The sequence below is a fragment of the Dyella japonica genome (assembly GCF_040545895.1).
GTDB classification, from domain to species: domain Bacteria; phylum Pseudomonadota; class Gammaproteobacteria; order Xanthomonadales; family Rhodanobacteraceae; genus Dyella; species Dyella japonica_D.
In genome coordinates this window covers 354030-377791 of record NZ_JBEPMU010000003.1, presented here as the reverse complement: position 1 = coordinate 377791, position 23762 = coordinate 354030, and the positions used below count along the sequence as shown (strand labels likewise).

The window sequence follows — 23762 nt, the reverse complement described above, 5'->3', positions numbered from 1 at the left end:
GAGTGAGAAGTGAGAAAAAGCGTTTCCTCTGAATACTCACTCCTCGCATCTCACTCCTAGACCTATGCATTGCCCTTTCTGCCAGCACGAAGACACCCGCGTGATCGATTCGCGCCTCGCCGAGGACGGCGCCACGGTGCGTCGTCGTCGCGAATGCCCCAAGTGCGCCGAACGCTTCAATACCTTCGAAACGGCCGAACTCAAGCTGCCCTCCATCGTGAAGAGCGGTGAGCGCCGTGAGCCGTTCGACGAACACAAGCTGCGCGTGAGCTTCGAGCGCGCCCTGCAGAAACGCCCGGTGCCCACCGATTCGGTGGACACCGCCGTGCGCGAAATCGTCAACGACCTGCGCCGCTGCGGCGAACGCGAAGTGCCTTCGCGGCAGGTGGGCGAGCTGGTGATGCGCGAGCTGAAGAAGCTCGACCAGGTAGCGTATGTGCGCTTCGCTTCCGTGTATCGGAAGTTCGAGGACGTGCAGGCGTTTCGCGAGGAAATCGAGAAGCTCGAACGCGATCTGCCGGAGCTGGAAGCGTTGCAGCTTTCGCTGCTGGGCGAGCAGGTGGCGCGTCGCAAGAAGTCCTGACGCTCTTCTCGTCCTCTCCCACTCCGGAGAGCGGGGCGGGTCACCTGAAGGCAGCAAAGGGCCCATCTTGCGGAAGCATCGCCTAAACTGAGGCCACCCTCGCTCAGCAAGCGTCCCGCATGGCCACCCCGTTCACCGCCATCGACCACGTCCACATGGCCCACGCCTTGCGCCTGGCAGGGCTGGGGCTCTACACCACGCATCCCAACCCGCGCGTCGGCTGCGTGATCGCGCATGATGATCGCGTGGTTGGCGCGGGGTATCACCGGCGTGCGGGCGAACCACATGCCGAGGTTCATGCCTTGCGCGAAGCGGGCGAGCAGGCGCGAGGCGCGACGGCTTACGTCACGCTGGAACCCTGCGCGCATCACGGACGCACGCCGCCGTGCGCCGACGCGCTGATCGCCGCAGGCGTGTCGCGCGTGGTCATCGCGGCGGAGGATCCCTTTCCGCAGGTCGCGGGCCGAGGCATCGGCAAGCTGCGCGACGCCGGCATCACGGTGGGCACCGGCCTGATGCGCGATGCGGCGCGCGAACTCAACATCGGTTTCTTCAGCCGCATCGAGCGCGGTCGCCCGTGGGTGCGCGTGAAGCTGGCCATGAGCCTGGACGGCCGTACCGCATTGGCCAACGGCGAGTCGAAATGGATCACCGGCGAAGCCGCGCGTGCGGACGTGCAGCGTTGGCGTGCGCGCAGCTCGGCGATTTTCACGGGCTCGGGCACGGTGCTGGCCGACAACCCCCGGCTCACCGTGCGCCTGCCCGAAGGCGAAGCCTTTACGCCACCGTGGCGCGTGGTGCTCGACAATCGTCTGCGTACGCCGCCCAACAGCCATGTGCTCGATGGCGCGATGCCGACGCTGGTGTTGCACAACGAACAATACACGCCGGTCGATCAGCGCTTTCAGGCGGTGGAGCTGGCCGTGGTGGCGGAGAAGGGCGGTGCGATGGATCTTCATGCCGTGATGGACGAACTCGCGCGGCGCCATGTCAGCGAGGTACACGTGGAAGCGGGGCCTAGCCTATGCGGATCGCTGTTCGCCGCAGGGCTGGTGGATGAACTGCTGCTCTACGTCGCACCCGTGTTGCTTGGCGACAATGCGCAGCCGTTGCTGGGATTGCCGTCACTGACCGACATGGCCTCGCGCTGGAAACTTCGCACCATCGATCGGCGCGTGCTGGACGAGGACATGCGGCTGCTGATGCGGCCCGTTCTTTAAGCGTCGGACTTCTTGCGTATGGATGGTCGGGAAAAGACATGACGCTGCAAATTTCGCAACAGCCTGTTCTGAGCAACGCCGAGCGCGCCTCCTTTCGCGAGCAGGGTTACCTGATCCGCAAGCTGCTCGACGACGCGAGCGTTGGCCGCTACGTCGCCGCCGTGGAAGAAGCGCGTCGTGAACGCGGCGATAGGCAGCGCATGAGCAACCTGCAGTTCCTGCAGCCGGGCAAGGCGATTCGCGGCATCCAGGACATCATCTGCAACGCGGACATCCTGGCGGTATGCCGTGATTTGCTGGGCGAAGGCATCATCGTGGACGGCGCGTCGCTGTTCTATGGCGAGGCCGGTGTCGACTATCGCCAGGGATGGCATCGCGACGTGCTGCAGGTGCCGGACGATGAGATCGACCTCCACTGGTTCAGTGAGGACTATCACTACAACTACGTGCAGATGAACATGCCGCTCACCACCGACGGCTGCCTGTGGATCGTGCCGGGCAGTCATCGTCGCCAGCTCAATGCGGAAGAACGGGCGGTTTTTGGAAACACCGAGAAGATGGCGCCGGTCGATGCGCCGGAGCTCGCCGCCGGCAAGCAGATCCTGCTGCAACCGGGCGAGGCGGTGTTCTACAACAACTACGCCGTGCATCGCGGCTGGGGTGGCGTGCTCGCCGACAAGCGCATCACCATCCACATGGGCTTCCACTCGGCGCAACATGCGCCGACCCTGCATTTCGGCGTGCTCGATCACACGGAATACAGCCTGGAATACCTCTCCTCGCTGGCGCCGTGCGTGCGCGAGGCCTTGTGTGCGCATCTGGTCGAGCGTGCGCGCCATCCGGAAGTGAACGTATTCCACGCCTATCACCAGCAGTTCCTGCGCAAGGAGTTCAAGACCACATGACGACGGCAGCGGTTCGCTGGGGCATCATCGGTTGCGGCAACGTCACCGAGGTGAAGAGTGGTCCGGGCTTCAGCAAGACGCCCAACTCCGCGCTGGTGGCGGTGATGCGTCGCGACGGCAACAAGGCCCGCGATTACGCCGAGCGCCACGGCGTGCCACGCTGGTACGACGACGCGGCCAGGCTGATTGCCGATCCCGACGTCAACGCGGTCTATGTCGCCACGCCGCCGTCGACGCACAAGGCCTATGCGTTGATGAGCATCGCCGCGGGCAAGCCCGTGTACGTGGAAAAGCCGATGGCGATGGATCACGCCGAGTGCGAGGCGATCATCCACGCCGGACAGCAGGCCAAGGTGCCGGTGTTCGTTGCCTATTACCGCCGCAGCCTGCCGCGCTTCCAGAAAGTGCGCGAACTGATCTTCGGCCAACTGGCGATCGGCAAGCCGCGCATCGTCAATACGGTGCTGTACGAGCCGCACCATCCGCGCTATCACGATGCGGCGAATCTGCCGTGGCACGTGCAGCCGGAGATCTCCGGCGGCGGCGTGTTCATGGATATCGGCTGCCACACGCTCGACATTCTCGACTGGCTGTTCGGGCCCATCGTGTCGGCGAGCGGGCAGGCGAGCAATCAGCTTGGCGCCTATCCAGTGGAAGACGGCGTGGCCATGTCCTTCACCTTCGGCAACGGCATGCTCGGCACGGGCCTGTGGAATTTCGATGGCTTCAAGCGTCATGACCAGATCGAGGTGATCGGCGACAAGGGCCGCATCGCGTTCGCCACCTTCGGCGACGGGCCGATCCAGGTGGAGAACGTCGACGGCTCGCACGAATACCGCGTGGCCAACCCATTGCACATCCAGCAGCCGCTGATCGAAACCATCGTGGCCGAGCTGACCGGACAGAAGGGCGCCTGTCCTTCGACGGCCGTGAGCGGCGCCCGCACCAGCTGGGTGATGGATCAGGTGCTGCGCGAATACCGCAGGGAAACCGGGCAAGCGATCGGCATGTAACCTCGAAGCCCACCGCGGGCACTCACTGCGGCGACACATTGTTCCCGGATGGGGACGATGAGCCCCGGGCCACCCGCCTGGGGCGTGTTAAACTGACGGGGCCGGTTCGCCGGTCAAACCACAAACGACGTCTTCAGGGCGGGGTGCGATTCCCCACCGGCGGTAGGCCCTTCGGGGTGAGCCCGCGAGCGCTTCCAAGTCATCGGAAGGTCAGCAGATCCGGTCCAATGCCGGAGCCGACGGTTGGCAGCCAGCGATGGTTGCCAGAAAGTCCGGATGAGAGAAGACGGTATGGCGCATGCCTTCGCGGGCGTGTGCCTGCCTGACGCCTTGGGGCGTTTTTCGCACTTTTCGACGCGGGAAACGTTTCATGTCCAAGCATCGTTGCCATTCCCTTGCCGCCTCCGTTCGGGAGGTGCGCTGATGTTCACCGGCATCATTCAGAGCGTGGGCCGCATTGCGCGACTCGAACCGCGCGGCGGTGACGTGCGCCTGCATGTCGACACGGCCGACCTCGATCTCGCCGACGTGCAGTTGGGCGACAGCATCGCCGTGTCCGGCGTGTGCCTGACCGCGGTGACGCTCGAATCGCGCGGTTTCAGCGCGGACGTCTCCAACGAAACGCTCTCGCTCACCACGCTGGGTAAGCACAAGGCCGGCGATCCGGTGAACCTGGAAAAGGCCTTGCGCCTGGCCGATCGCCTGGGTGGCCACCTTGTTTCCGGCCATGTCGATGGCGTGGGCAAGGTGGCGTCGATTACGCCGGACGGCCGTTCGCTGCGCTGGGTGTTCGAGGTGCCGGCCGCGCTGTCGCGTTATATCGCCGCCAAGGGGTCCATCTGCATCGATGGCACCAGCCTCACGGTGAACGAGGTGAACGGGCATCGCTTCGGGGTCAACCTTATTCCCCATACGGTGGAACACACGGCGTTCCACGCACGCAAGGCGGGTGACGCGGTGAACATCGAAGTGGACGTGGTGGCGCGCTACATCGAGCGGCTGATCGCCAGTGGCGATGCGCCGAAACTGGATGAGGCGTTCCTCAAGCAGCACGGGTTTGCCTAATGCTCGTCATCCCAGCGGAAGCTGGGATCCCGTGCCGTGAAACGCACGACAAAGTCGCTGGATCCCAGCTTTCGCTGGGATGACGGCAAAGATGAAACGCGATCGGATTGAACACCCATGAGCTTCAACACCATCCCCGAAATTCTCGAAGACATCCGCGCCGGCCGCATGGTCGTGATCCTCGACGATGAAGATCGCGAGAACGAAGGCGACCTCATCATGGCCGCACAGATGGTGCGTCCGGAAGACATCAACTTCATGGTGCGCGAGGCGCGCGGCCTGGTGTGCCTCACGCTCACCGAGCAGCGCACGCGCCAGCTGGGCCTGCGGCCGATGGTGGTGGACAACACCTCGCCGTACCAGACCAACTTCACCGTCTCCATCGAAGCGGCCGAAGGCGTCACCACCGGCATTTCCGCGCACGATCGCGCACGCACCATCCAGGTGGCGGTGAAGTCCGATGCGAAGCCGCAGGATCTCTCGCAGCCCGGTCACATCTTTCCGCTCACCGCCCAGCCGGGTGGCGTGCTGACGCGTGCGGGCCATACGGAAGCTGGTTGCGATCTCGCCGCGCTGGCAGGGCTGGAACCGTCGGCGGTGCTGATCGAAATCCTGCACGAAGACGGCTCGATGGCGCGCCGTCCCGAGCTGGAAATCTTCGCCAAGAAGCACGGCTTGAAGATCGGCTCCATCGCCGACCTCATCCGCTATCGCCTGGAAACGGAGAAGACCGTGCAGCGCGTGTACGAGGGCGACGTCGATACGGAATTCGGCGCGTTCAAGCTGGTGGCGTATCGCGATGCCATCCGCCACGGCCTGCATTTCGCGCTGGTGCGCGGCAACGTGGACGATGGCCAGCCCGTGCTGACGCGCGTGCACGTGCGCAACACCTTGTCCGACGTTCTGCATCTGCATCGCGACGATCTTGGCCTCACCGTCACCTCGGCGCTGCGTCGCATTGCCGACGAGGGGCGCGGCGCCTTGCTCGTGCTGTCGGGCGAAGACACCGCCGACGCGCTGCTGCGCCGCCTCAATCGCCAGCCCTCGGCGCAGGCGCCGGAAGAAGCGCAGCAGCAGGAGTGGCGCCAGCTGGGCCTGGGCGCGCAGATCCTCTCGGACCTGGGCATCCGCCAGCTGCGCGTATTGGGCACGCCGCGCAAGATGGTGGGCCTGGGTGGTTTCGGGCTGGAAGTGACCGAGTACGTCTGACCGAAAACCGGCGCGGGGACGCCTCGTGCGTTCCCGCAGCGAAGTGGCAGGTTGCCGCCACTTCCATGCCATGCCGCTATCGGCATACTCGGGCTTTCACCACGAACCTTCGCCATGACCTTTCCCACCGTTCGCCTCATCGCCCCTTCGGGCTATCCGCATGATCGCGATGCCATGTCGCGTGGCGTGGCGCGTCTGCGCGTCGCCGGATGCGCGGTGGATGGGCTGCACGTACTGGATCGCGTCGAGCATCGCTTTGCCGGGTCGGACGAGGCGCGCGTGGCGGATCTCAACGCGCTGGCCACGACGTCCACCTTGCCGGATATCGCGCTGGCCGTGCGTGGCGGCTACGGCGCGGCGCGCCTGCTCGAACACCTGCACTACGACGCGCTGAAGGAACGGCTGGCCGGCTCGAACACGCTGCTCGTCGGCCACAGCGATTTCACCGCCATCCAGATGGCGCTGTACGTGAAGAGCGGACTGGTGACCTTCGGCGGCCCCATGCTGGGGCCCGATTTCGGTGCGCCGGAACTCAACGGGCTCATGTGGGAGCATTTCTGGCGTGCGGTGGGCGATCCGGAAGCCACGGCGAGCTGGAAGGCCGCGACCGATGCCGAGCTGGACCTCGAAGGCCCGCTGTGGGGCGGCAACCTCGCCATGCTGTGCAGCCTGCTGGGTACGCCGTATTTTCCGGCCATCGACGACGGCATCCTGTTCGTCGAGGACATTGGCGAGCCGCCGTTCCGCATCGAGCGTTTGCTGTACCAGCTACATCTCTCCGGCGTGCTGGACCGCCAGCGGGCCCTGGTGCTCGGCCATTTCACCCATTGCCGGCCGCACAGCTACGACAACGGTTACGACACCGAGGCGGCGTTCGAGCAGATCGCCCGCGTGGTGCGCATTCCCATCGTCCGCGGCCTGCCCTTCGGCCACGAGGCGGACAAGTTCACCCTGCCGTTCGGCGTGCCGGGCCGCCTGCGCGTGGCGGCGGGGCAGGCCAGCCTCAGCTTCCGCGGCCATCCGCGCCTGTCCGGAGCCGTTTCGCGGCCCGATCCGGGCACGATCCCTCAAATCCCGTAAAATAGTCGGCCCCGTCGGGCCCAAGCCCCCAGGAAACGCATACCCATGAAGATCATCGAAGGCGATTTCGCCACGCCCAAAGGCCGTTTTGCCATCGTCGCCGGCCGTTTCAACGGTTTCGTCGTCGAGCCCCTGGTGGCCGGTGCGCGTGACGTGCTGGTACGCCATGGCGTGAAGGACGATGCCATCGAGCTGATCCGCGTGCCGGGCGCCTGGGAAATCGCACTGGCGGCGCACAGGGTCGCCAACTCCGGCAAGTACGCCGCCGTGATCGCGCTGGGCGCGGTGATCCGCGGTTCCACCCCGCACTTCGACTACGTGGCCGGGGAATGCGCCAAGGGCCTGGCCCAGGCCGCCTACGCGTCCGGCGTGCCGGTGGCGTTCGGCGTGCTCACCACCGACAACATCGAGCAGGCCATCGAACGTTCCGGCACCAAGGCCGGTAACAAGGGCGCGGATGCCGCGCTGGCCGCGCTGGAGATGGTCAACCTGTACGGAAAGCTGTGATGAACCAACGTCCGGAAGGCATCGATCTGGCGGCACGTTCGCGTGCCCGTCGCCGTGCACTGCAGGCGCTGTATGCGTGGCAGATCGGTGGCAGCCGCATGGATGCCGTGATCGACCAGTTCCGCCATGAGCAGGACATGGAAGTGGCCGACCTCGAATACTTCGAGGATCTGCTGCACGGCATCGAGCGTCATGTCGCGGTCATCGACGAGGCCATCAAGCCTTACGTGGATCGCGAGGTGGAGCAGATCGACCCGATCGAGCGCGCCGCCCTGCGCCTGGCCACGTATGAACTGAAGTACCGTCCGGACGTGCCGTACCGCGTGATCATCAACGAGGCGATCGAAGTCACCAAGCGCTTCGGCGCCGACCACGGCCACAGCTACGTCAACGGCGTGCTGGACAAGCTCGCCGGCGTGCTGCGCACCACGGAGAAGCGTCACTGATGGACGGCGCCACGGGGCATTCGTCGGTGATTCCCGTGATCGAGACGGCGCGTTTGCGCCTGCGTGCGCATCGCGTGGAGGATCATGACGAGCGCGTGGCCATCTGGTCGCACCCCGAGGTGACCCGTTACATCGGCGGACGCCCCTTCGGCGCCGAAGAAATCTGGCGGCGTTTCCTTCAGTACATCGGGCTGTGGCACGTGCTGGGCTACGGCTATTGGGGCGTGGAAGAGAAGGCCACGGGCCGCCTGATTGGCGACGTCGGCTTCGCCGACCTGAAGCGCGAGATGGAGCCGTCGCTGCACGGCATGCTGGAATTCGGCTGGGCGCTGGCGCCGCATGCGCAAGGTAAAGGCTATGCGAGCGAAGCCGTGGCCGCCGCGCTGGCATGGGCGAGCGAGCACCTGCCGAACATGACGGCTGTGTGCATCATTTCGCCGGAGAACGCCCCCTCCATTCGCGTGGCGGAGAAGGCCGGGTTCGTCAAATGGATGGATTCGGTTTACCACGACGCGCCGACGGTCGTGTATCGGCGTTGATGGCTTGCATGCGCCCGGCTCTGAAGCGCGGGCGCGTTCGATGCCATTGCTGCGTCAGGTGACGGACGCGTTGTTCTTCGCGCGGCTTTCCGGATGCCAGAAAGGCCAAGGCCTCACTTCCCCGCGCAGCTCGCATGCTGGTTGTCCGCGATGCCGGCCACCAGCCACTTCCCGTTGTGCTTGACCAGATGCGCGATGTCCGTGCCGCAGTGGTCCAGCTTGCCGTCGACCAAGAACTCGTAGGGCGCCCAGATGATGGCGATGTCGTCGTCGATGCGCACCAGCGGATCATGGATGCGCTCGGCGAGCTGCGTGTTCCCCGTGGTGGGAATGTGATCGATGAAGGCGTCGAAATGCAGCTGGGTGATCTTGTCGCCCCGCTTGAGCGTGATCATGCCGCCGGGCAGCAGCGCCTCGCGCATCATCGCGTGGTCGCGCTTGCCGATGCCGTCCAGCAGTGCCTGGAACGGCGCGAGCACGGCCTGTTCCTCCGGTGTAGACGCATGAACCACGGAAACGCCCAACGTGGCGAAGACGGCGCCAGCGACAAGGGCAAGTCGCGACAGCCGTGAAGAACGAGCATGCATGGCGGGCTCCGATGTGGGACAAGGGCCTTTCGATTCTAGGGAGCGGCCAGGAAACCCGCAGCCATGACTGATGACCGGGTAGATGGGCCCATCGTTCAGCCTCGCGCTTGCGCGGGCGCGCTGCGGGTGGTCTGCTTTCCGTAGTTTTTCCTTGCCGGACCGCCATGGAATTCCGACTGATCGACCGCATCCGCGAACGCACCGCGCAGGGCCGCGAAGACGTGAAGCTGGGCATCGGCGACGATGCCGCCGTGGTGGCGCCGCCAGCGGGGCAGGAGATCGCCATCGCCATCGACACCATGGTCGAGGGTGTGCATTTCCCGCATGGCACGGCGGCGGCCGACATCGGTTGGAAATCGCTGGCGGTGAATCTTTCCGATCTCGCCGCCATGGGCGCCAGCCCGGCCTGGGCGCTGCTGGCGCTCACCCTGCCGCCGCAGCCCGCCGAGCAATTGCGCGAGTTCATCGATGGTTACGCCGAGGGCTTCGCCCAACTGGCGCAACCGCATCGCCTCGCCCTGATCGGCGGCGACACCACACGCGGCGCGCTGACCATCAGCGTGGCCGTGCATGGCTTTGCTCCGCCCGGCAAGGCGCTGACGCGCTCAGGCGCGCGCGCGGGTGACGTGGTGTTGGTTACCGGCACGCTGGGCGATGCGGCGGCAGGCCTGCGCCTGCTGCAGCGTGGTGCGCGCGTGGACGAGGGCGACGGACGCGCGGCCTATCTGATCGAACGGCTACACCGGCCCACGCCGCGCCTGTCGACGGGGCTGGCCCTGCGCGGTTGGGCCAGCGCCTGCATCGACATCTCCGACGGACTGCTCGCCGACCTTAGCCATATCTGCGAGGAAAGTGGCCTGGGCGCGGAAATCGAAGCGGAATTGCTGCCGCGCTCCCCCATGCTGATGGCGAGCTTCGACGACGAGACCGTACGCGATTTTGCGCTGGCCGGCGGCGACGATTACGAGCTGTGCTTCACCGTGCCGCCCACGCTGGTCGCGCAGGTGCAGAGCGATCTCGCGCGCCTCGGTTGCGGAGCCACGCGCATTGGGCGCATGGTGGAAGGCACGGGCGTGCGTGTGCGCGACGCCCAGGGGCAATGGCTGGACGCTACCCATCATGGCTGGGACCACTTCGCATGAGCGACAAGACCAATCTCACTCCCGAACAACGCCGCGCACTGCTCGCCACGCCCGCCGGCTGGCTGGCCTGCGGCCTGGGCTCTGGCCTGGCGCCGGTGGCGCAAGGCACCTTCGGCTCGCTGGCGGCGCTGCTGCCGTGGTTGTTGCTGCGCACGTTGCCGCTGCAGCTTTACGTGTTCGCCATCGTCGTGGGCTTCGCCGTGGGTGTGCTGGTGTGCGGTGTGGCGGGGCGTGCGGTAGGCGTGGACGATCATCGCAGCATCGTGTGGGATGAATTCGTCGGGCTGTGGATTGCGCTCATTCCCGCATTGATGGCTCCCTGGTGGAGCGTGGTGGTCGGGTTTGCGTTGTTTCGCTTGTTCGATGTCTGGAAGCCCTGGCCGATTGGGTGGTTGGATCGGCAGCTCAAGGGTGGGGTGGGGGTGATGATGGATGATGTGGTGGCGGGGGTTTTTGCTGCTGTGGTGTTGGTGGGGGTTTTGGCGGTGGTGCATTGGGGTTGAGGTGGAGCGCTGGCTTTGCTTTTTTGCTCGTCATTCCTGCGAACCCCAAAAGGCGGCAACAGTGGGAGGCATCTTTTCAGTAGACGAAGACGCCCCAACCCGTCATTCCTGCGAAAGCAGGAGGCGCTTACAACAGCCGAAGGCTGGTCATCCAGCGTCTTTTCTCTTGGTTATGGCGGCAGCGTTGCTATCGCTCTTATGCAGGATTCCCGCGACCTGGCCGCCTACGCAGCGGGCGTTTCGATCGGCTGCCGCCGCTCGAGTCACTTTTCTTTTGCTGGCCCAAAAGATCCCACGGGGACTAGCTTCGCGTCGAAAGTAACCCAAAGAAAATGGCCCTCAGAGCTTCATGCTCGTAGCGTTCTGTTGGATACAAGCCTTGCAGTCTTCGGTGCCTGGATCGTCACGATTTCCCTAGTGAGCGTAGCGGCTACACCGCCACGCGCCGATGCGAAGAGGGCTCAAAGCGAAGCTCGCTTCGCATCGCATCGCCAATGCAATGCACAGCATTCCTCCCTGCTGGTTCGAGCGGCCGTCTTTCACGCTGCATAAGCGGTAACGGTTGCCCCGGTTTTGCCACGCGCCGGACACCGCAGTAGCTGCTCTTCGCGATATATTTTCCGCCCGCGATTCCGTCCGACGCGTTCGCCTCGGATGCCGCATGGATGCCAAGAGAGAACTGCGTGAACCGACTACCAGGGCTGGATCTGCTGCGCGCTATCGCCATCGTGTGGGTGATGATTTTCCACTCGTACTTCATCGGCGGATGGGGCCACTTCGGCGGCATCGAGAAGAACGGGTGGATGGGGGTAGACCTGTTCTTCGTGCTCAGCGGGTTCCTGATCGGCTCGCAGGTGCTCAAGTCGCTCGCGGAGGGCCGGGGGTTTTCGTTCGCGGATTTCTACCTGCGCCGGGCCTTCCGCATTCTCCCCGCGTACCTGGTCGTGGTGGCGGCGTATTTCATTTGGCCGTCCATCAGGGAACAGGGCGACGTCCAGCCGCTGTGGCAGTTCCTTACGTTCACGGTGAACCTGTTCATCGATGCCAAGGATCATCTGGCGTTCTCGCACGTATGGTCCCTGTGCGTGGAGGAGCATTTCTACCTGCTTTTCCCGCCACTGGCATGGTGGCTCGCGCGGCGTCCGTCGGTGCATCGGTTCGCGGTGGTATGCATCGGCATCGTGCTGGCGGGCATGCTGGTGCGCGGTGCGCTGTGGTGGCACGAACTCTCGCCGTGGGCAGGGCTTGACCAAAATTCCTATGGCAAAACCTTCCTTGAGCGCATTTACTATCCCACGTGGTCCCGTCTGGACGGCCTCTTGATGGGCGTGATGCTGGCTACGGCCAGGGTCTACCGGCCCGTCCTCTGGTCCCGATGGGGGCGACACGCCAACGGCTTTCTGCTTGCAGGGGTAGCGGTAGTCGGCGGTTCGATCTGGCTGTTCCGTGATCGGACCGGCTTCATTCCCACGGTGCTGGGATATCCGTTGCTTTCCTTCGGTCTGGGACTGCTGGTGTTGGGCGGTGCCCACGCGTCCGGCGCGCTTGCGCGTCTTCGTGTGCCGGGCGCCGGATGGTTGGCTGCGATTTCGTACAGCCTGTATCTGTCGCACAAGGCGGTGTTCCATGTGATGGAATCCGCCGCGGGTCGCCGGTTGGACGGCCACGGTATGCTGACTTTTGCGGGTTATGCGTCGGCGGTGTTGGGGGTTGGTGCGTTGCTGCACTACGGGGTGGAGCGTCCATTCCTGAAGTTGCGAGTACGTGTTTTGCATCAGGCGCCGGCTGCGGCGCGCGCATCCGGCGTGATCGCCGGAGCCGGAACGGATGCCGCCTGATGCGGTGTTAGGGGGCAGTTCCACTCCAAGGGGAGGGTGTCATGTGCAAACTCATGCGCATTGTGTGTTTCGTACTGCTGTTGTCCGTTGTGCCCTGTTCGGTGTTCGCTGCCACGGCAGCGCCCGCGGGTCCGTGCCGCATGATTGATCCGTCCACCTGCGCGAATGCCAACCAGCTCGCGCACGCCAGCGGTTTCGTGACGGCGCTGGGGCATTTCGTCGGCGACAACAAGGTCAACTATTTCCGGGGCAGCCGCTCGGTGAGCGAGCAGGCGCTGTCGGCGCTTGGCGGTTCATCCGCGACGGTTCAGGTGCTGGCCGATAATCGCTACCTGTTTACCGCGTGCCCGGCTCGCGAATGCGGCGGCAGCGCGGCCGCCATCATCGTCAACGAGTATGGCCAGATCGAGGCGCTGGGCTTTTCCAGCTATCACTGCGATACCGCCTGCGACGATTTCCGCCACCTGGATTTCTACGTCCGCAAGAGCGGCGACAACGTGCCGCTGATTGCTGCGCTGAAGGCGTGGGGTATGGGCGATCCGCTCAAGAGTACCTTGTGGCGCCCCGAAGCCGACCAGGGCATCGAAAACCGTATGGACGTCCATACGCTGCCGTAAGGCGGCGAGTGTACTGCTGCGATGGCCGTCGCTCATGGCGGCCATCGCATGTTCGCACTGCGCGCTCAGGTGATTTCGCCCTGACGTCTCACGCCGCCTTGGCTTCGAGCACGATGCGATAACGCGCCTTGCCATCGGCGAGATGCTTGAGCGCGGCATTCACCTCCGACATGGGGAACATTTCCACCTGCGGACGAATGTCGTGGCGCGTGGCGTAGTCGAGCAGCATGGCGATGTCCACCGGCGAACCAGTGGGCGACCCCGATATTTCACGCTCGGTCATGATCAGCGAGAACGCCGATACCGGAATCGGCTCCAGCACTGCACCGACTACGTGCATGCGGCCGCGCGGCGCCAGGGTGCCGATCAAGGCCGGCCAGTCGAGCGTCACGTTGACGGTGATCACCAGCAGGTCGAGCGAACCGGCGATGGCCGCAATGGCATTGGCATCGCGGCTGGACACCACGTGGTGCGCGCCGAAGCTGCGTGCCTCGTCGGCTTTCGCGGCATTGGACGTGAAGGCGGTGACTTCGCAGCCCCAGGCACGCGCGAATTTCACCGCCATATGGCCCAGTCCGCCGATGCCGACGATGCCCACGCGCGCGGTGGGGCTGATGCTGTAGGCAAGGAACGGCTTGAGCACCGTGATGCCGCCGCACAGCAGCGGGCCGGCACTGGGCAGGTCGATGCCGTCGGGCAGGGGAATGGTCCAGGCCCAGTGCGCGCGCAGCTTGTCCGCGAATCCGCCGTGGCGACCGCCGATGGTCGCCTGCGATTCGGGGCATAGGTTCTGATGGCCGGAAAGGCACTGGTGGCAATGCATGCAGCTGGCCGATGTCCAGCCGATGCCCACGCGCTGGCCAATCTTCAGGCCTTTCGCTTGCGCACCCAGTGCGGTCACGCGGCCCACCACTTCGTGGCCGGGCACGAAGGGAAAGCGCGACATGCCCCATTCGTTGTCGATCATCGACAGATCGGAATGGCAGATGCCGCAGTAGTCCACCGCCACTTCCACGTCTTCGGCAGCGAGCGGCCCGAGATCGAACTGCGAAAGCACCAGTGGTTTGCCAGCTTCCTGGACAGCCCAGCCTTGCATGGTTGACATGGTGTCGCTCCGATCCGGATGAGTGATGGCGGTGAAAGCCCTGACTCTAGATCGCCCGGCGTCGGCGCGACGTGTAAAGCGCGGTGATGGACGAATGACGCACGCTCTTGGCATGCTGGCCCATCCCCCTTCATCGGAGCGCTCCCATGCAATACCGACGCCTTGGCAAATCCGGCCTGCAGCTTTCGGCGCTCTCGTTCGGCGCCTGGGTCACCTTCGGCACGCAGGTGGGGCGCGGGCTGGCGCGCGACCTGCTGGCGATGGCGCACGATCACGGCATCAATTTTTTCGACAATGCCGAGACGTACAACAACGGCGTCGCCGAAACGCTGATGGGCGACGTGCTCGCCGACCTGCGCTTCCCGCGCGACAGCTACTGCGTGTCGAGCAAGGTCTATTTCGGCGCGGTGGACAACCCGCTACCCACGCAACGCGGCCTTTCGCGCAAGCACGTGATCGAAGCCTGTCATCAGGCCTTGCAGCGTTTGCGCGTGGAGCACCTGGATCTCTACTTCTGCCATCGCCCCGACCCCGATACGCCAATTGCCGAAACGGTGGCGGCGATGGACACGCTCGTGCGGCAAGGCAAAGTGCTCTATTGGGGCACTAGCGAGTGGCCCGCGGAAGCCATCGTCGAAGCGCACAAGGTGGCGCGTGAAAACCACATGTTCGCCCCGGTGATGGAGCAGCCGCAGTACAACCTGCTGCACCGCGAGCGCGTGGAGCAGGAATACGCACCGCTCTATGAAACGTACGGCATGGGCACCACCATCTGGTCGCCGCTCGCCTCGGGTTTGTTGAGCGGCAAGTACAACAACGGCGTGCCATCGGAATCGCGTCTGGCGCAACCGGGTTACGCATGGCTGCGCGAAGCGGTGCTCGAGAACGACGGCTCGCGCCTGGAGAAGGTGCGCCGTCTCGCGCCCATTGCGGCCGAGCTTGGCGTGTCCATGGCGCAGCTTGCGATTGCCTGGTGTCTGGCCAATCCGCATGTTTCCACCGTGATGCTGGGCGCCAGCAAGCTGGAACAGCTGGAGCAGAATCTCGGCGCGTTGGCGTTGCTGCCGCGGCTGGATGCGGATGTGTTGAAACACATCGCGCAGGCGGTGGCCTGAAAACGAAGTGTTCCCACCGGGCATCTGGCAACCCTTGCCTGCGGGTTGCCAGACTTCGCCCTCGGGCTGCCCGATGCTGGCCGCATCGCTCCGGTGGCGGCTGCCAAGCTGCGCGGACTGTCTCCAAGGGAAACCAACGCATGAAGCCTCTGTCCCGCGCCGCGCTCGGCGTTTGTATCGGCCTGTCCATGATGCCGTCCGCACACGCGGGCCCACCGGCATGGACGCAGCCACAAAAGCCGTTCCGCATTTACGGCAATGCCTATTACGTCGGCACGCGCGGGCTTTCCTCCGTGCTCATCCAGTCGTCCGATGGCCTGGTGTTGATTGATGGCACGCTGCCGCAGAACGCGGCGCAGGTGGAAGCCAACATCAAGGCGCTGGGTTTCAAGCTCAGCGACGTGAAGCTCATCCTCAACACGCATGCGCATGCCGATCACGCCGGCGCCATCGCCGCGCTGGCGCGCGACACCGGCGCACGCGTCGTGGCTAGTGAGATCGGTGCCAGAGAATTGATGCTGGGCGGCAAGTATCCGGACGATCCGCAATTTGGCGATGCGCCGAACTATCCCGCGGTGGCGCACGTCGACACGGTCGCGGACGATGGCGTGGTGCGTCTGGGCAATGTGCAGATCACCGCGCACTACACGCCGGGTCACACGCCGGGCAGCACCACCTGGACGTGGCAATCGTGCGAAGGTGACCGCTGCCTGCACATGGTCTATGCGGACAGCGTTACCGCCCTGACGGCCGGGGGCTTTCGCTACAGCGATCCGGCGCATCCGGAACGCGTGCAGAACTATCGGCACGGCCTGGCCGTCATCGCGGCTTTGCCTTGCGACATCCTGGTGACGCCGCATCCCGACCAGATCGACTTCCTGGAACGCGTCGCCCAACGCGATGCGGGCGCCAAGCCCGACCCGATCATCAAGCCGGATGCCTGTCGCGCCTACGCTGCGGTCGGCGGTCGCAGCCTGGACGCCAGGCTGGCCAAGGAGCAGGCAGGGAAGGGTGGGTCCCCGTAAAACAGGGTGTTGACACTCAAATGAGAATTATTATCATCTGAGTCGCCACCACTCTCCTGCGGAGCTCCATCATGACCACGACGGTTTTGTCCCTCCCCCAGGGTGCCGACGCATTGGCCCGCCCGTTCCGCCTGCTCAGCCTCAAGCCTGCAGCGCCCGCCTCGCCGGGGGCGCCCATGCGGCGCGTGTCCAGCCAGTCGCTGCTCAAGGGCGAACGTGAACTGGTGATCCAGCACCAGGGCAACGAGTACCACCTGCGCCTTACCCGCAACGACAAGCTGATCCTCACCAAGTAATGGTTGCCGTGATCCGCGCTGCGGCGCGGGTCGCCGATGGCCATGCCGTCCCCCGAGGGAAGCGTCATGGGCATGGATGCCTTTTCCCTCCGGCTTCACGCCGGGGTATTTTCCCAGGCCTATCGCCACGCGGTTCTCGCCGAACGCCAGCCAGGTCCTTCCAAGGAGCACTGATGATGTTTGGCTGGCTTGCGCACGCCTTCGCTACGGCCCGGTCCTGCGCTGATACGGCGGCGTGGACCATCAGCCGCACCGCTGTCCGGATGCCCGGCACGGAGCTGGCCTCCCGTCTTCCCCTGCTGGGCGGCGTGCTGTATCTGCCGGCCTCCGTTGCCTCGCGTCCCTGTAGTGATGTCGCGCCCGGCTGGCTCGTGACGCGCGAGGATCTTGCCCCGCTGTTGCAGACGGAAGAACTGCGCGCTTCCAGCATGATCGGCGCCGACGGACCGCGCGAATGGATCGACTGCTTCGATGCCTCCGGCACGTTCTGCGCGCGACTTCATCTGCTGCCCGATACCGATTACCTCGCCTGGGATGCCTTGCTCGCGCGCGGCACGCCCTTGCCGGCCGCACCGGTCTGTCCGGGAGAAGTGGCCTGCAAGGCCGCCATCGCCGAACTGCTGTGTTTTCGCACCACGCGCGTGGCAACGCTGGATGTGCTGGACACGTTGCCGCTGGACCAGCTTTCGTTGCTCGGTCGCGGCATCGCCCGAGACGTGGCGAGGGCGGCGGCCGTGGCGCTGGCGCCTGCGTTCGACTAGCCGTCCGCGGACGTTTGTCCGTCTGTCCGAGCTTGTGTCCGCGGACAGCTGTCCGGCGATGGTGCGTGTTTCCAACTCACTGAAAAATAGCCAATAAATCGACCGCTCCGGCTTGGCACGCGGATTGCTCAGTAGGGTCAGGGGCCGCATTGTCCGCGGCCAGGGACCCATCGATGATTCGCGATACTTCCGCACAAGACCGGCTGGTCGAGGTCAAACGCAACCCCAAGCGCCGCATGCTGCTGATCGGCGCCGGCGTGGCCGTACTGGCGCTGCTCGCCGTGTTCGGTCCGCGCATCGGACGCCTGTTCTCGGCCGACGCGTCGGTCAGCGCTTCGCGCCTCGCCTTCGCCACCGTGGAACGCGGGCCGTTCGTGCGCGACATCGCGGCCGAAGGCAAGGTCGTCGCTGCGGTCAGCCCCACGCTCTACGCCACCTATGGCGGCGCCGTCACGCTCAAGGTGCACGCGGGCGACGCAGTGAAGAAGGGCCAGGTGCTCGCCGTCATCGACAGCCCTGAGCTCACCAACAAGCTCGCCCAGGAAATGAGCGCGGCCGACGCCATGCAGGTGGATTACCTGCGTGCGCAGATCGACGCGCGCAAGACGCGCGGCGAACTGCAGAAGGCCTACGACAACGCGCAGATCGACGAGCAGGGCGCCGAGCGCGACCTGGCCCGTTACCAGAAGGCGTTTTCGCTGGGCGCCGTGCCCAGCATGAACGTGGACAAGTCCAAGGACGATCTACAAAAAGCCAAGATCACGCTGATCCACGCCAAGTCCGACCTGGCCACCAATACCGACAGCCTCAACTTCGACATCCAGTCCAAGAAGCTCGCGCACGATCGCCAGCTGCTGCTGGTGAAAGACCTGCAGCGCCAGGTGGAAGACCTCAACGTGAAGTCGCCGGTGGATGGCCAGGTGGGCCAGCTCTTCATCGCCGAGCGCGCCACCGTGGCCAAGGATGCGCAACTGGTCAGCGTGATCGATCTCTCCGCGCTCGAAGTGGAAATGAAGGTGCCGGAAAGTTTCGCGCGTGACCTGGGCATCGGCATGACCGGCGAAATCAGCGGCAACGGCAGCGTGTGGAAGGGCCTGGTCAGCGCCATTTCGCCCGAAGTGGTGAACGGTGAAGTGGCCGCCCGCCTGCGCTTCGACGGCCAGACGCCCAAGCAGCTGCGCCAGAACCAGCGCCTCTCCGTGCGCATCCTGCTCGACAAGCGCGACAACGTGCTCACCGTGCAGCGCGGCTCGTTCGTGGACGAATCGGGTGGCAGCTACGCCTACCTCGTGCGTGACGGCGTGGCGGAGAAGCATCCCATCCGCGTCGGCGCCAGCAGCATCGACAAGGTGGAGATCCTCGATGGCCTGAAGGAAGGCGACAACATCGTGATCTCCGGTACCGACAGCTTCAAGGGCGCCCAGCGCGTCGCCATCTCCAACTAACCACCACCGAAGGACGACACAACCATGCTCAAGATGACCCATCTGTCCAAGGTCTACCGCACCGAAGTGGTGGAGACCTATGCGCTGCGCGACTTCAACATCAACGTGAACGAAGGCGAGTTCGTGGCCGTCACTGGTCCGTCCGGTTCGGGCAAGACCACCTTCCTCACCATCGCCGGCTTGCTGGAAACGTTCACGGGTGGCCAGTACCACCTCGACGGCGTGGAAGTGAGCAACCTCAACGACAACGAGCGCTCGCGCATCCGCAACGAGAAGATCGGCTTCATCTTCCAGGCGTTCAACCTGATTCCCGATCTCAACGTGTTCGACAACGTGGAAGTGCCGCTGCGCTATCGCGGCATGAAGGCCGCCGAACGCAAGGAACGCATCATGAATGCGCTCGAACGCGTGGGCCTGGCCTCGCGTGCCAAGCACTATCCGGCCGAACTCTCCGGCGGTCAGCAGCAGCGCGTGGCCATTGCGCGTGCGCTGGCCGGTTCGCCCCGCCTGCTGCTGGCGGACGAACCCACCGGCAACCTCGACACGCAGATGGCGCGTGGCGTGATGGAGCTTCTCGAAGAAATCCACCGCGAGGGCGCCACCATCGTGATGGTGACGCACGATCCGGAACTGGCTGCACGCGCGCAGCGCAACGTACACATCATCGACGGCCAGGTGGTGGATCTGGCGGAAGACCCGCGCTTCCACCATGCCGTGCATTCGGCACGCGCCAACTCGCCGGCCTGATTCCCCGCCACCGATGCCTCCCGCACGTGCGGGAGGCGGCTTCCGCCATGTAAAGGACGACCATGTTCGCCTATTACCTCCAGCTAGGCTTGCGCAGCCTTCGGAAAAACCCGCTGTTGACCCTGCTGATGGTGTTGGCGATCGGCTGCGGCGTGGCGGCGTCGATGACCACCTACTCGGTGTTCCGCGCCACCTCCAACAACCCGATTCCGCAGAAGTCCTCGCAGCTGTACGTGCCGCAGATCGACAACTGGGGTCCGGAAGCGACGGCGGACAACAAAGGCGAGCCGCCCAATGCGATGACGTATACCGACGCCATCAACCTGATGCGCGACAAGCGCGCGACGCGGCAGACGGCCTTGTTCCCGGCGGCGATGTCGATCGTGCCGGCGGATCCGTCCATGTTGCCGTTCCGCGAAACCAGTTACGCCTGGTATGCCGACGCCTTCCCGATGTTCGACATTCCCTTCCTCTACGGCCATGGCTGGACGGCCGACGAAGATGCATCGCATGCCGCGGTGGCGGTGATCGGCAAGGCGCTCAACGACAAGCTGTTCAACGGCGCCAACAGCGTCGGCAAGAACATCAACCTCAACGGCCGCGATTACCGCATCGTCGGCGTGGCGGCCAAGTGGAACCCCGAGCCGGTGTTCTACGACGTCATCAACACCAATGGCTTCGATGACCCGATCGAAGTGTTCATTCCTTTTACGCGTGCCGTGGAAGTGCAGACCACGACCAACGGCAACAACAACTGCAGCAAGGACCCGGGCAAGGGTTGGGATGCGTGGATCAAGTCCGAGTGCGTATGGCTGGGCTTCTGGGCGGAACTGCCGACCACGGCACAGGCTGATGCCTATCGCCAGTATCTCAATGGCTATGCCGCCGAGCAGCAGCGTGCCGGCCGTTTCCGTTGGGCGCCCAACACGCGCCTGCGTAATGTGACGGAATGGCTCGACTATCAGAAGGTGGTGCCGCAGGAGGCCAAGGTCTCGCTGCTGGTGTCGTTGGGCTTCCTGCTGATCTGCCTGGTGAACACGGTCGGTCTGCTGTTGGCCAAGTTCATGCGGCGCTCGTCGGAAATCGGCGTGCGGCGTGCGCTGGGTGCGACGCGCAAGGAGATCTATCTGCAGTTCCTGATCGAAGCGGCCGCGATCGGCCTGGCTGGCGGTGTGATCGGCCTGGTGCTTACGGGCCTGGGCGTGATGGGTATCTCGCTGGTGTTCGAACCGGACATCGCCAAACTCGCCACGCTCGATGCATCGCTGATCCTCCTCACCATGTTGCTCGCGATCCTTGCGACGGTGCTGGCGGCCTTTTATCCCACGTGGCGTGCTGCGCAAGTGCAGCCGGCGTGGCAGCTGAAATCCAATTGAGGCGACGACCATGCTGCAGATCAAGCCCATACTCGCCGCACTCAAGCGTCACAAGGCTGGCACCGTTCTCATCGCCATGCAGATCGCCTTGACCCTGGCGATCGTCTGCAACGCGATCTTCATCATCCATCAGCGACTGGATCGCGTGCAGCGTCCCACCGGCATGGTGGAAAGCGACCTGATGGCGATCCAGAGCCGCTTCGTCGGTATCGAGGAATCCAAGGCGGGTCCCCTGGTCAAGGCGGACCTGGTCGCGCTGCGCCAGCTTCCGGGCGTGCAGGACGCCGTGGCCTTGAACTCCTATCCGCTGCGCGGCGGTGGCTGGTCGACCGGCGTACGCACCGATCCGGACGCGAAGAACTCCAAGGCACACACCACGCAATACTTCGGTGACGAACACGCCTTGCCGACCATGGCGCTCAAGCTCGTCGCGGGACGCAACTTCCGTCCCGACGAAATCGTGGAAGCCGATCCGCAGGCGGTGCCCGATCCTGCCGTGATCATCGTGAGCAAGGCGTTGGCCGACAAGATGTATCCAGAAGGTTCGGCGCTGGGCAAGACCATCTACATCGGCGACTCCAAGTCACCCAGCACCATCGTGGGTATCGTGGAGCGCCTGCAGGTGCCGTGGAATGGCACGTGGTCCGACTCGTTCTACGAGAACTCGCTGATCCAGCCTGTACAGCTCACCAGTGCGTTCACCAATTACCTGATCCGCACCAAGCCCGGCCAGCTGGCCGATGTGCTGAAGGCGGCGCCGGCAGCGCTGGTGAAGGCCAACCGCATGCGTGTGATTCCTTCCGAGCGCGGTGTGCGCAGCTTTGCCCAGGTGCGCGAATACGCGTACAAGGGCGACCGCGGCATGGCCATCCTGATGGGCGTGGTGTGCCTGGTGCTGCTCGGCATCACCGCGGCGGGCATCGTGGGCCTGACCAGCTTCTGGGTCGGCCAGCGCCGCAAGCAGATCGGCGTGCGACGCGCGCTGGGCGCGACCAAGCACGACATCCTCAGCTACTTCCTCACCGAGAACCTGCTGATCGGCATTGCGGGCGTGCTGATTGGCGCCTTGCTCGCGGTCGGCATGAACCTGTGGCTGGTGACGCAGTTCGAAATGGCGCGCTTGTCGGTCATCTATGTGTTGGTTGGTGTCGTGACGCTGCTGTTGCTGGGGCAGGGCGCGACGCTGGCGCCGGCCATGCGCGCCTCGCGCGTGTCGCCGGTGGAGGCCACGCGCTCGGTCTGACCGGCGCGTGGTGAAGCAAGACAAGGACGGCAGGGCCTGCTGGGAAACACGAGGTAACGATGAGCGGCATGTTTGTGCACAACTTGCGACTGGGAACGGCGAGCCTTCGGCGCAACGTCTTTCTGACGACATTGATGATCATGTCGATCGGCTTTGGCGTGGCGGCGTCGATGGTGACGTTTGCCGTGTTCCGCGCGGTGTCGGGTGACCCGATTCCGCAGAAGTCGTCGCAACTGTTCGTGCCGCTGATCGACAATCGCGGGCCGCAGTACAACCGCCGTGGCGAGCCGCCGTCGGCGCTCAATTACGTCGATGCGGTGGCGCTGATGCGTGCGCACAAGGCCGTGCGCCAGACCATGGTGTATCCGGTGGGTCTTTCGGTGATGCCGGATGATCCGCACCGCATGCCGTTCAAGGCGCCGGGCTACGCCACGTACGGCGACTTCTTCAGCATGTTCGACGTGCCGTTCCAATACGGCAGTGGTTGGAGCAGCGCCGAGGACGAAGCGCGCGAGCCAGTGATCGTGATCAGCCGCGCGCTCAACCAGAAGCTCTACGGCGGCAGCAACAGCGTCGGCCGTCGGGTGATCCTGGACGACAAGCAGTACCGCATCGTGGGCGTCACCGACACGTGGGATCCCAAGCCGCGTTTCTTCGACACCTTCAGCGGCAACGCCTATGCCGATCCCACGCAAATCTACATTCCCTTTACCTACGCCATCGCGCAGCACATCGACACCCGCGGCAACAACAACTGCGGCAGCGACGGCAAGCGCGGCGACACCTGGGATTCGTGGCTGCACGGCGAATGCGTGTGGATCAACCCGTGGGTGGAATTGAACAGCGCCGCGGACGTGCAGGCGTATCGCCAATTCCTGGACGGGTACGCGCGTGAACAGCGTCAGGCGGGCCGTTTCAACTGGGCGCCTAACAATCGCCTGCGCAACGTGCGGGAGTGGCTGGACTACCAACGCGCGGTGCCGCAGGAGAGCCGCATTTCGATGACGCTGGCGTTCGGTTTCCTGGTGATCTGCCTGGTCAACACCATCGGCCTGCTGCTGGCAAAGTTCATGCGCCGTGCGCCGGAGATCGGCGTGCGTCGCGCGCTGGGTGCGTCGCGTGGCGACATCTACCGCCAGTTCCTCGCCGAAGCGGCCATGGTCGGACTGGCCGGCGGCACGTTGGGACTCGTGTTGACGGCGATCGGCATGCTTGGCCTTGGCATGGTGTTCGAACCGCAGATTGCGCGGCTCGCACACCTGGACGCATCGCTGGTGCTGCTGACTTTGCTGGTGGCCATTACGGCCACGGTCATCGCGGCGTTCTATCCCACCTGGCGGGCGGCGCAAGTGCAGCCGGCCTGGCAGCTCAAGTCCAACTGAGGGGAGAGGCGAA

The 23762-nt window shown here is 64.7% G+C and carries 25 protein-coding genes and 1 riboswitch; of the genes, 23 read left to right on the top strand and 2 right to left on the bottom strand.

The window, feature by feature from the left end; genetic code table 11:
* The first annotated feature begins 64 nt into the window (after nt 1-64).
* From nrdR to ABIC75_RS11925, 10 genes are all read left to right on the top strand, one after another.
* The gene (nrdR, locus tag ABIC75_RS11970; RefSeq protein ID WP_354014082.1) at nt 65-583 is read left to right on the top strand and encodes a transcriptional regulator NrdR; all 519 of its coding nucleotides are present in this window, start codon (nt 65-67) and stop codon (nt 581-583) included.
* A 155-nt stretch (nt 584-738) separates the two neighbouring features.
* On the top strand, nt 739-1803 hold the full coding sequence (gene ribD, locus ABIC75_RS11965) for a bifunctional diaminohydroxyphosphoribosylaminopyrimidine deaminase/5-amino-6-(5-phosphoribosylamino)uracil reductase RibD (RefSeq protein WP_436407923.1): 1065 nt from the start codon (nt 739-741) through the stop codon (nt 1801-1803).
* 38 nt (nt 1804-1841) lie between these two features.
* The gene (locus ABIC75_RS11960; RefSeq protein WP_354014080.1) at nt 1842-2708 is read left to right on the top strand and encodes a phytanoyl-CoA dioxygenase family protein; all 867 of its coding nucleotides are present in this window, start codon (nt 1842-1844) and stop codon (nt 2706-2708) included.
* Nucleotides 2705-3721, top strand: coding sequence for a Gfo/Idh/MocA family protein (locus tag ABIC75_RS11955; protein ID WP_354014079.1), 1017 nt, complete (start codon nt 2705-2707; stop codon nt 3719-3721). Before ABIC75_RS11960 ends, ABIC75_RS11955 begins: the two co-directional genes overlap by 4 nt.
* Nucleotides 3722-3846: 125 nt before the next feature.
* A riboswitch (FMN riboswitch) is annotated at nt 3847-4013 on the top strand.
* A 131-nt stretch (nt 4014-4144) separates the two neighbouring features.
* A complete protein-coding gene (locus tag ABIC75_RS11950) occupies nt 4145-4786 on the top strand; it encodes a riboflavin synthase (protein ID WP_354014078.1) in 642 nt (213 codons plus the stop codon).
* 117 nt (nt 4787-4903) lie between these two features.
* Nucleotides 4904-5995, top strand: a complete 1092-nt coding sequence (ribBA, locus tag ABIC75_RS11945) for a bifunctional 3,4-dihydroxy-2-butanone-4-phosphate synthase/GTP cyclohydrolase II (RefSeq protein ID WP_354014077.1) — start codon at nt 4904-4906, stop codon at nt 5993-5995.
* A 114-nt stretch (nt 5996-6109) separates the two neighbouring features.
* Nucleotides 6110-7075, top strand: a complete 966-nt coding sequence (gene ldcA / locus ABIC75_RS11940) for a muramoyltetrapeptide carboxypeptidase (protein ID WP_354014076.1) — start codon at nt 6110-6112, stop codon at nt 7073-7075.
* A gap of 45 nt (nt 7076-7120) precedes the next feature.
* Nucleotides 7121-7582, top strand: coding sequence for a 6,7-dimethyl-8-ribityllumazine synthase (ribH, locus tag ABIC75_RS11935; RefSeq protein ID WP_436407912.1), 462 nt, complete (start codon nt 7121-7123; stop codon nt 7580-7582).
* On the top strand, nt 7582-8028 hold the full coding sequence (gene nusB / locus ABIC75_RS11930; protein ID WP_354014075.1) for a transcription antitermination factor NusB: 447 nt from the start codon (nt 7582-7584) through the stop codon (nt 8026-8028). The genes ribH and nusB overlap by 1 nt, the downstream gene beginning before the upstream one ends.
* Complete coding sequence (locus ABIC75_RS11925) at nt 8028-8567, top strand: GNAT family N-acetyltransferase (RefSeq protein WP_354014074.1); 540 nt, start codon at nt 8028-8030, stop codon at nt 8565-8567. Before nusB ends, ABIC75_RS11925 begins: the two co-directional genes overlap by 1 nt.
* A 113-nt stretch (nt 8568-8680) precedes the next feature.
* On the opposite strand, the gene ABIC75_RS11920 is transcribed toward ABIC75_RS11925, so the two are convergent.
* Entirely contained in the window at nt 8681-9154 is a 474-nt protein-coding gene (locus ABIC75_RS11920) for a nuclear transport factor 2 family protein (protein WP_354014073.1), read from the bottom strand.
* Nucleotides 9155-9318: 164 nt separating this feature from the next.
* Between ABIC75_RS11920 and thiL the strand changes: the two genes are divergently transcribed.
* From thiL to ABIC75_RS11900, 4 genes are all read left to right on the top strand, one after another.
* A complete protein-coding gene (gene thiL, locus ABIC75_RS11915; RefSeq protein ID WP_354014072.1) occupies nt 9319-10296 on the top strand; it encodes a thiamine-phosphate kinase in 978 nt (325 codons plus the stop codon).
* Complete coding sequence (locus ABIC75_RS11910) at nt 10293-10799, top strand: phosphatidylglycerophosphatase A family protein (protein ID WP_354014071.1); 507 nt, start codon at nt 10293-10295, stop codon at nt 10797-10799. The genes thiL and ABIC75_RS11910 overlap by 4 nt, the downstream gene beginning before the upstream one ends.
* A gap of 683 nt (nt 10800-11482) precedes the next feature.
* Entirely contained in the window at nt 11483-12637 is a 1155-nt protein-coding gene (locus ABIC75_RS11905; protein WP_354014070.1) for an acyltransferase family protein, read from the top strand.
* 140 nt (nt 12638-12777) lie between these two features.
* Nucleotides 12778-13254 carry a hypothetical protein gene (locus ABIC75_RS11900; protein WP_354014069.1) on the top strand — a complete coding sequence of 159 codons (477 nt, stop codon included), beginning with the start codon at nt 12778-12780 and terminating at the stop codon, nt 13252-13254.
* An 88-nt stretch (nt 13255-13342) separates the two neighbouring features.
* On the opposite strand, the gene ahr is transcribed toward ABIC75_RS11900, so the two are convergent.
* Nucleotides 13343-14359, bottom strand: a complete 1017-nt coding sequence (ahr, locus tag ABIC75_RS11895; protein ID WP_354014068.1) for an NADPH-dependent aldehyde reductase Ahr — start codon at nt 14357-14359, stop codon at nt 13343-13345.
* 146 nt (nt 14360-14505) lie between these two features.
* On the opposite strand from ahr, the gene ABIC75_RS11890 reads away from it, so the two are divergent.
* The 9 genes from ABIC75_RS11890 (at nt 14506) to ABIC75_RS11850 (ending at nt 23749) form a co-directional block, all read left to right on the top strand.
* Nucleotides 14506-15474 (top strand): potassium channel beta subunit family protein, encoded by a 969-nt coding sequence (locus ABIC75_RS11890; RefSeq protein ID WP_354014067.1) that lies wholly within the window; start codon nt 14506-14508, stop codon nt 15472-15474.
* Nucleotides 15475-15614: 140 nt separating this feature from the next.
* Complete coding sequence (bla, locus tag ABIC75_RS11885; protein WP_354014066.1) at nt 15615-16499, top strand: subclass B3 metallo-beta-lactamase; 885 nt, start codon at nt 15615-15617, stop codon at nt 16497-16499.
* A gap of 71 nt (nt 16500-16570) precedes the next feature.
* Nucleotides 16571-16795 (top strand): hemin uptake protein HemP, encoded by a 225-nt coding sequence (hemP, locus tag ABIC75_RS11880; RefSeq protein WP_354014065.1) that lies wholly within the window; start codon nt 16571-16573, stop codon nt 16793-16795.
* Between the two features lie 173 nt (nt 16796-16968).
* Complete coding sequence (locus tag ABIC75_RS11875; protein WP_354014064.1) at nt 16969-17556, top strand: hypothetical protein; 588 nt, start codon at nt 16969-16971, stop codon at nt 17554-17556.
* 173 nt (nt 17557-17729) lie between these two features.
* Entirely contained in the window at nt 17730-19001 is a 1272-nt protein-coding gene (locus ABIC75_RS11870) for an efflux RND transporter periplasmic adaptor subunit (protein WP_354014063.1), read from the top strand.
* 24 nt (nt 19002-19025) lie between these two features.
* Nucleotides 19026-19748, top strand: coding sequence for an ABC transporter ATP-binding protein (locus ABIC75_RS11865; protein WP_354014062.1), 723 nt, complete (start codon nt 19026-19028; stop codon nt 19746-19748).
* A 62-nt stretch (nt 19749-19810) separates the two neighbouring features.
* Nucleotides 19811-21124, top strand: a complete 1314-nt coding sequence (locus tag ABIC75_RS11860) for an ABC transporter permease (protein WP_354014061.1) — start codon at nt 19811-19813, stop codon at nt 21122-21124.
* A 10-nt stretch (nt 21125-21134) separates the two neighbouring features.
* On the top strand, nt 21135-22367 hold the full coding sequence (locus ABIC75_RS11855) for an ABC transporter permease (RefSeq protein WP_354014060.1): 1233 nt from the start codon (nt 21135-21137) through the stop codon (nt 22365-22367).
* Nucleotides 22368-22435: 68 nt separating this feature from the next.
* Nucleotides 22436-23749 carry an ABC transporter permease gene (locus ABIC75_RS11850; protein WP_354014349.1) on the top strand — a complete coding sequence of 438 codons (1314 nt, stop codon included), beginning with the start codon at nt 22436-22438 and terminating at the stop codon, nt 23747-23749.
* The last annotated feature ends 13 nt before the right edge of the window (nt 23750-23762 follow it).

Bases quoted from the DNA above. Each gene is read 5' to 3' on its own strand.
- nrdR (WP_354014082.1), top strand. From the start codon at position 65: ATGCATTGCCCTTTCTGCCAGCACGAAGACACCCGCGTGATCGATTCG.
- ribD (WP_436407923.1), top strand. From the start codon at position 739: ATGGCCCACGCCTTGCGCCTGGCAGGGCTGGGGCTCTACACCACGCAT.
- ABIC75_RS11960 (WP_354014080.1), top strand. From the start codon at position 1,842: ATGACGCTGCAAATTTCGCAACAGCCTGTTCTGAGCAACGCCGAGCGC.
- ABIC75_RS11955 (WP_354014079.1), top strand. From the start codon at position 2,705: ATGACGACGGCAGCGGTTCGCTGGGGCATCATCGGTTGCGGCAACGTC.
- ABIC75_RS11950 (WP_354014078.1), top strand. From the start codon at position 4,145: ATGTTCACCGGCATCATTCAGAGCGTGGGCCGCATTGCGCGACTCGAA.
- ribBA (WP_354014077.1), top strand. From the start codon at position 4,904: ATGAGCTTCAACACCATCCCCGAAATTCTCGAAGACATCCGCGCCGGC.
- ldcA (WP_354014076.1), top strand. From the start codon at position 6,110: ATGACCTTTCCCACCGTTCGCCTCATCGCCCCTTCGGGCTATCCGCAT.
- ribH (WP_436407912.1), top strand. From the start codon at position 7,121: ATGAAGATCATCGAAGGCGATTTCGCCACGCCCAAAGGCCGTTTTGCC.
- nusB (WP_354014075.1), top strand. From the start codon at position 7,582: ATGAACCAACGTCCGGAAGGCATCGATCTGGCGGCACGTTCGCGTGCC.
- ABIC75_RS11925 (WP_354014074.1), top strand. From the start codon at position 8,028: ATGGACGGCGCCACGGGGCATTCGTCGGTGATTCCCGTGATCGAGACG.
- ABIC75_RS11920 (WP_354014073.1), bottom strand. From the start codon at position 9,154: ATGCATGCTCGTTCTTCACGGCTGTCGCGACTTGCCCTTGTCGCTGGC.
- thiL (WP_354014072.1), top strand. From the start codon at position 9,319: ATGGAATTCCGACTGATCGACCGCATCCGCGAACGCACCGCGCAGGGC.
- ABIC75_RS11910 (WP_354014071.1), top strand. From the start codon at position 10,293: ATGAGCGACAAGACCAATCTCACTCCCGAACAACGCCGCGCACTGCTC.
- ABIC75_RS11900 (WP_354014069.1), top strand. From the start codon at position 12,778: ATGATTGATCCGTCCACCTGCGCGAATGCCAACCAGCTCGCGCACGCC.
- ahr (WP_354014068.1), bottom strand. From the start codon at position 14,359: ATGTCAACCATGCAAGGCTGGGCTGTCCAGGAAGCTGGCAAACCACTG.
- ABIC75_RS11890 (WP_354014067.1), top strand. From the start codon at position 14,506: ATGCAATACCGACGCCTTGGCAAATCCGGCCTGCAGCTTTCGGCGCTC.
- bla (WP_354014066.1), top strand. From the start codon at position 15,615: ATGAAGCCTCTGTCCCGCGCCGCGCTCGGCGTTTGTATCGGCCTGTCC.
- hemP (WP_354014065.1), top strand. From the start codon at position 16,571: ATGACCACGACGGTTTTGTCCCTCCCCCAGGGTGCCGACGCATTGGCC.
- ABIC75_RS11875 (WP_354014064.1), top strand. From the start codon at position 16,969: ATGATGTTTGGCTGGCTTGCGCACGCCTTCGCTACGGCCCGGTCCTGC.
- ABIC75_RS11870 (WP_354014063.1), top strand. From the start codon at position 17,730: ATGATTCGCGATACTTCCGCACAAGACCGGCTGGTCGAGGTCAAACGC.
- ABIC75_RS11865 (WP_354014062.1), top strand. From the start codon at position 19,026: ATGCTCAAGATGACCCATCTGTCCAAGGTCTACCGCACCGAAGTGGTG.
- ABIC75_RS11860 (WP_354014061.1), top strand. From the start codon at position 19,811: ATGTTCGCCTATTACCTCCAGCTAGGCTTGCGCAGCCTTCGGAAAAAC.
- ABIC75_RS11855 (WP_354014060.1), top strand. From the start codon at position 21,135: ATGCTGCAGATCAAGCCCATACTCGCCGCACTCAAGCGTCACAAGGCT.
- ABIC75_RS11850 (WP_354014349.1), top strand. From the start codon at position 22,436: ATGTTTGTGCACAACTTGCGACTGGGAACGGCGAGCCTTCGGCGCAAC.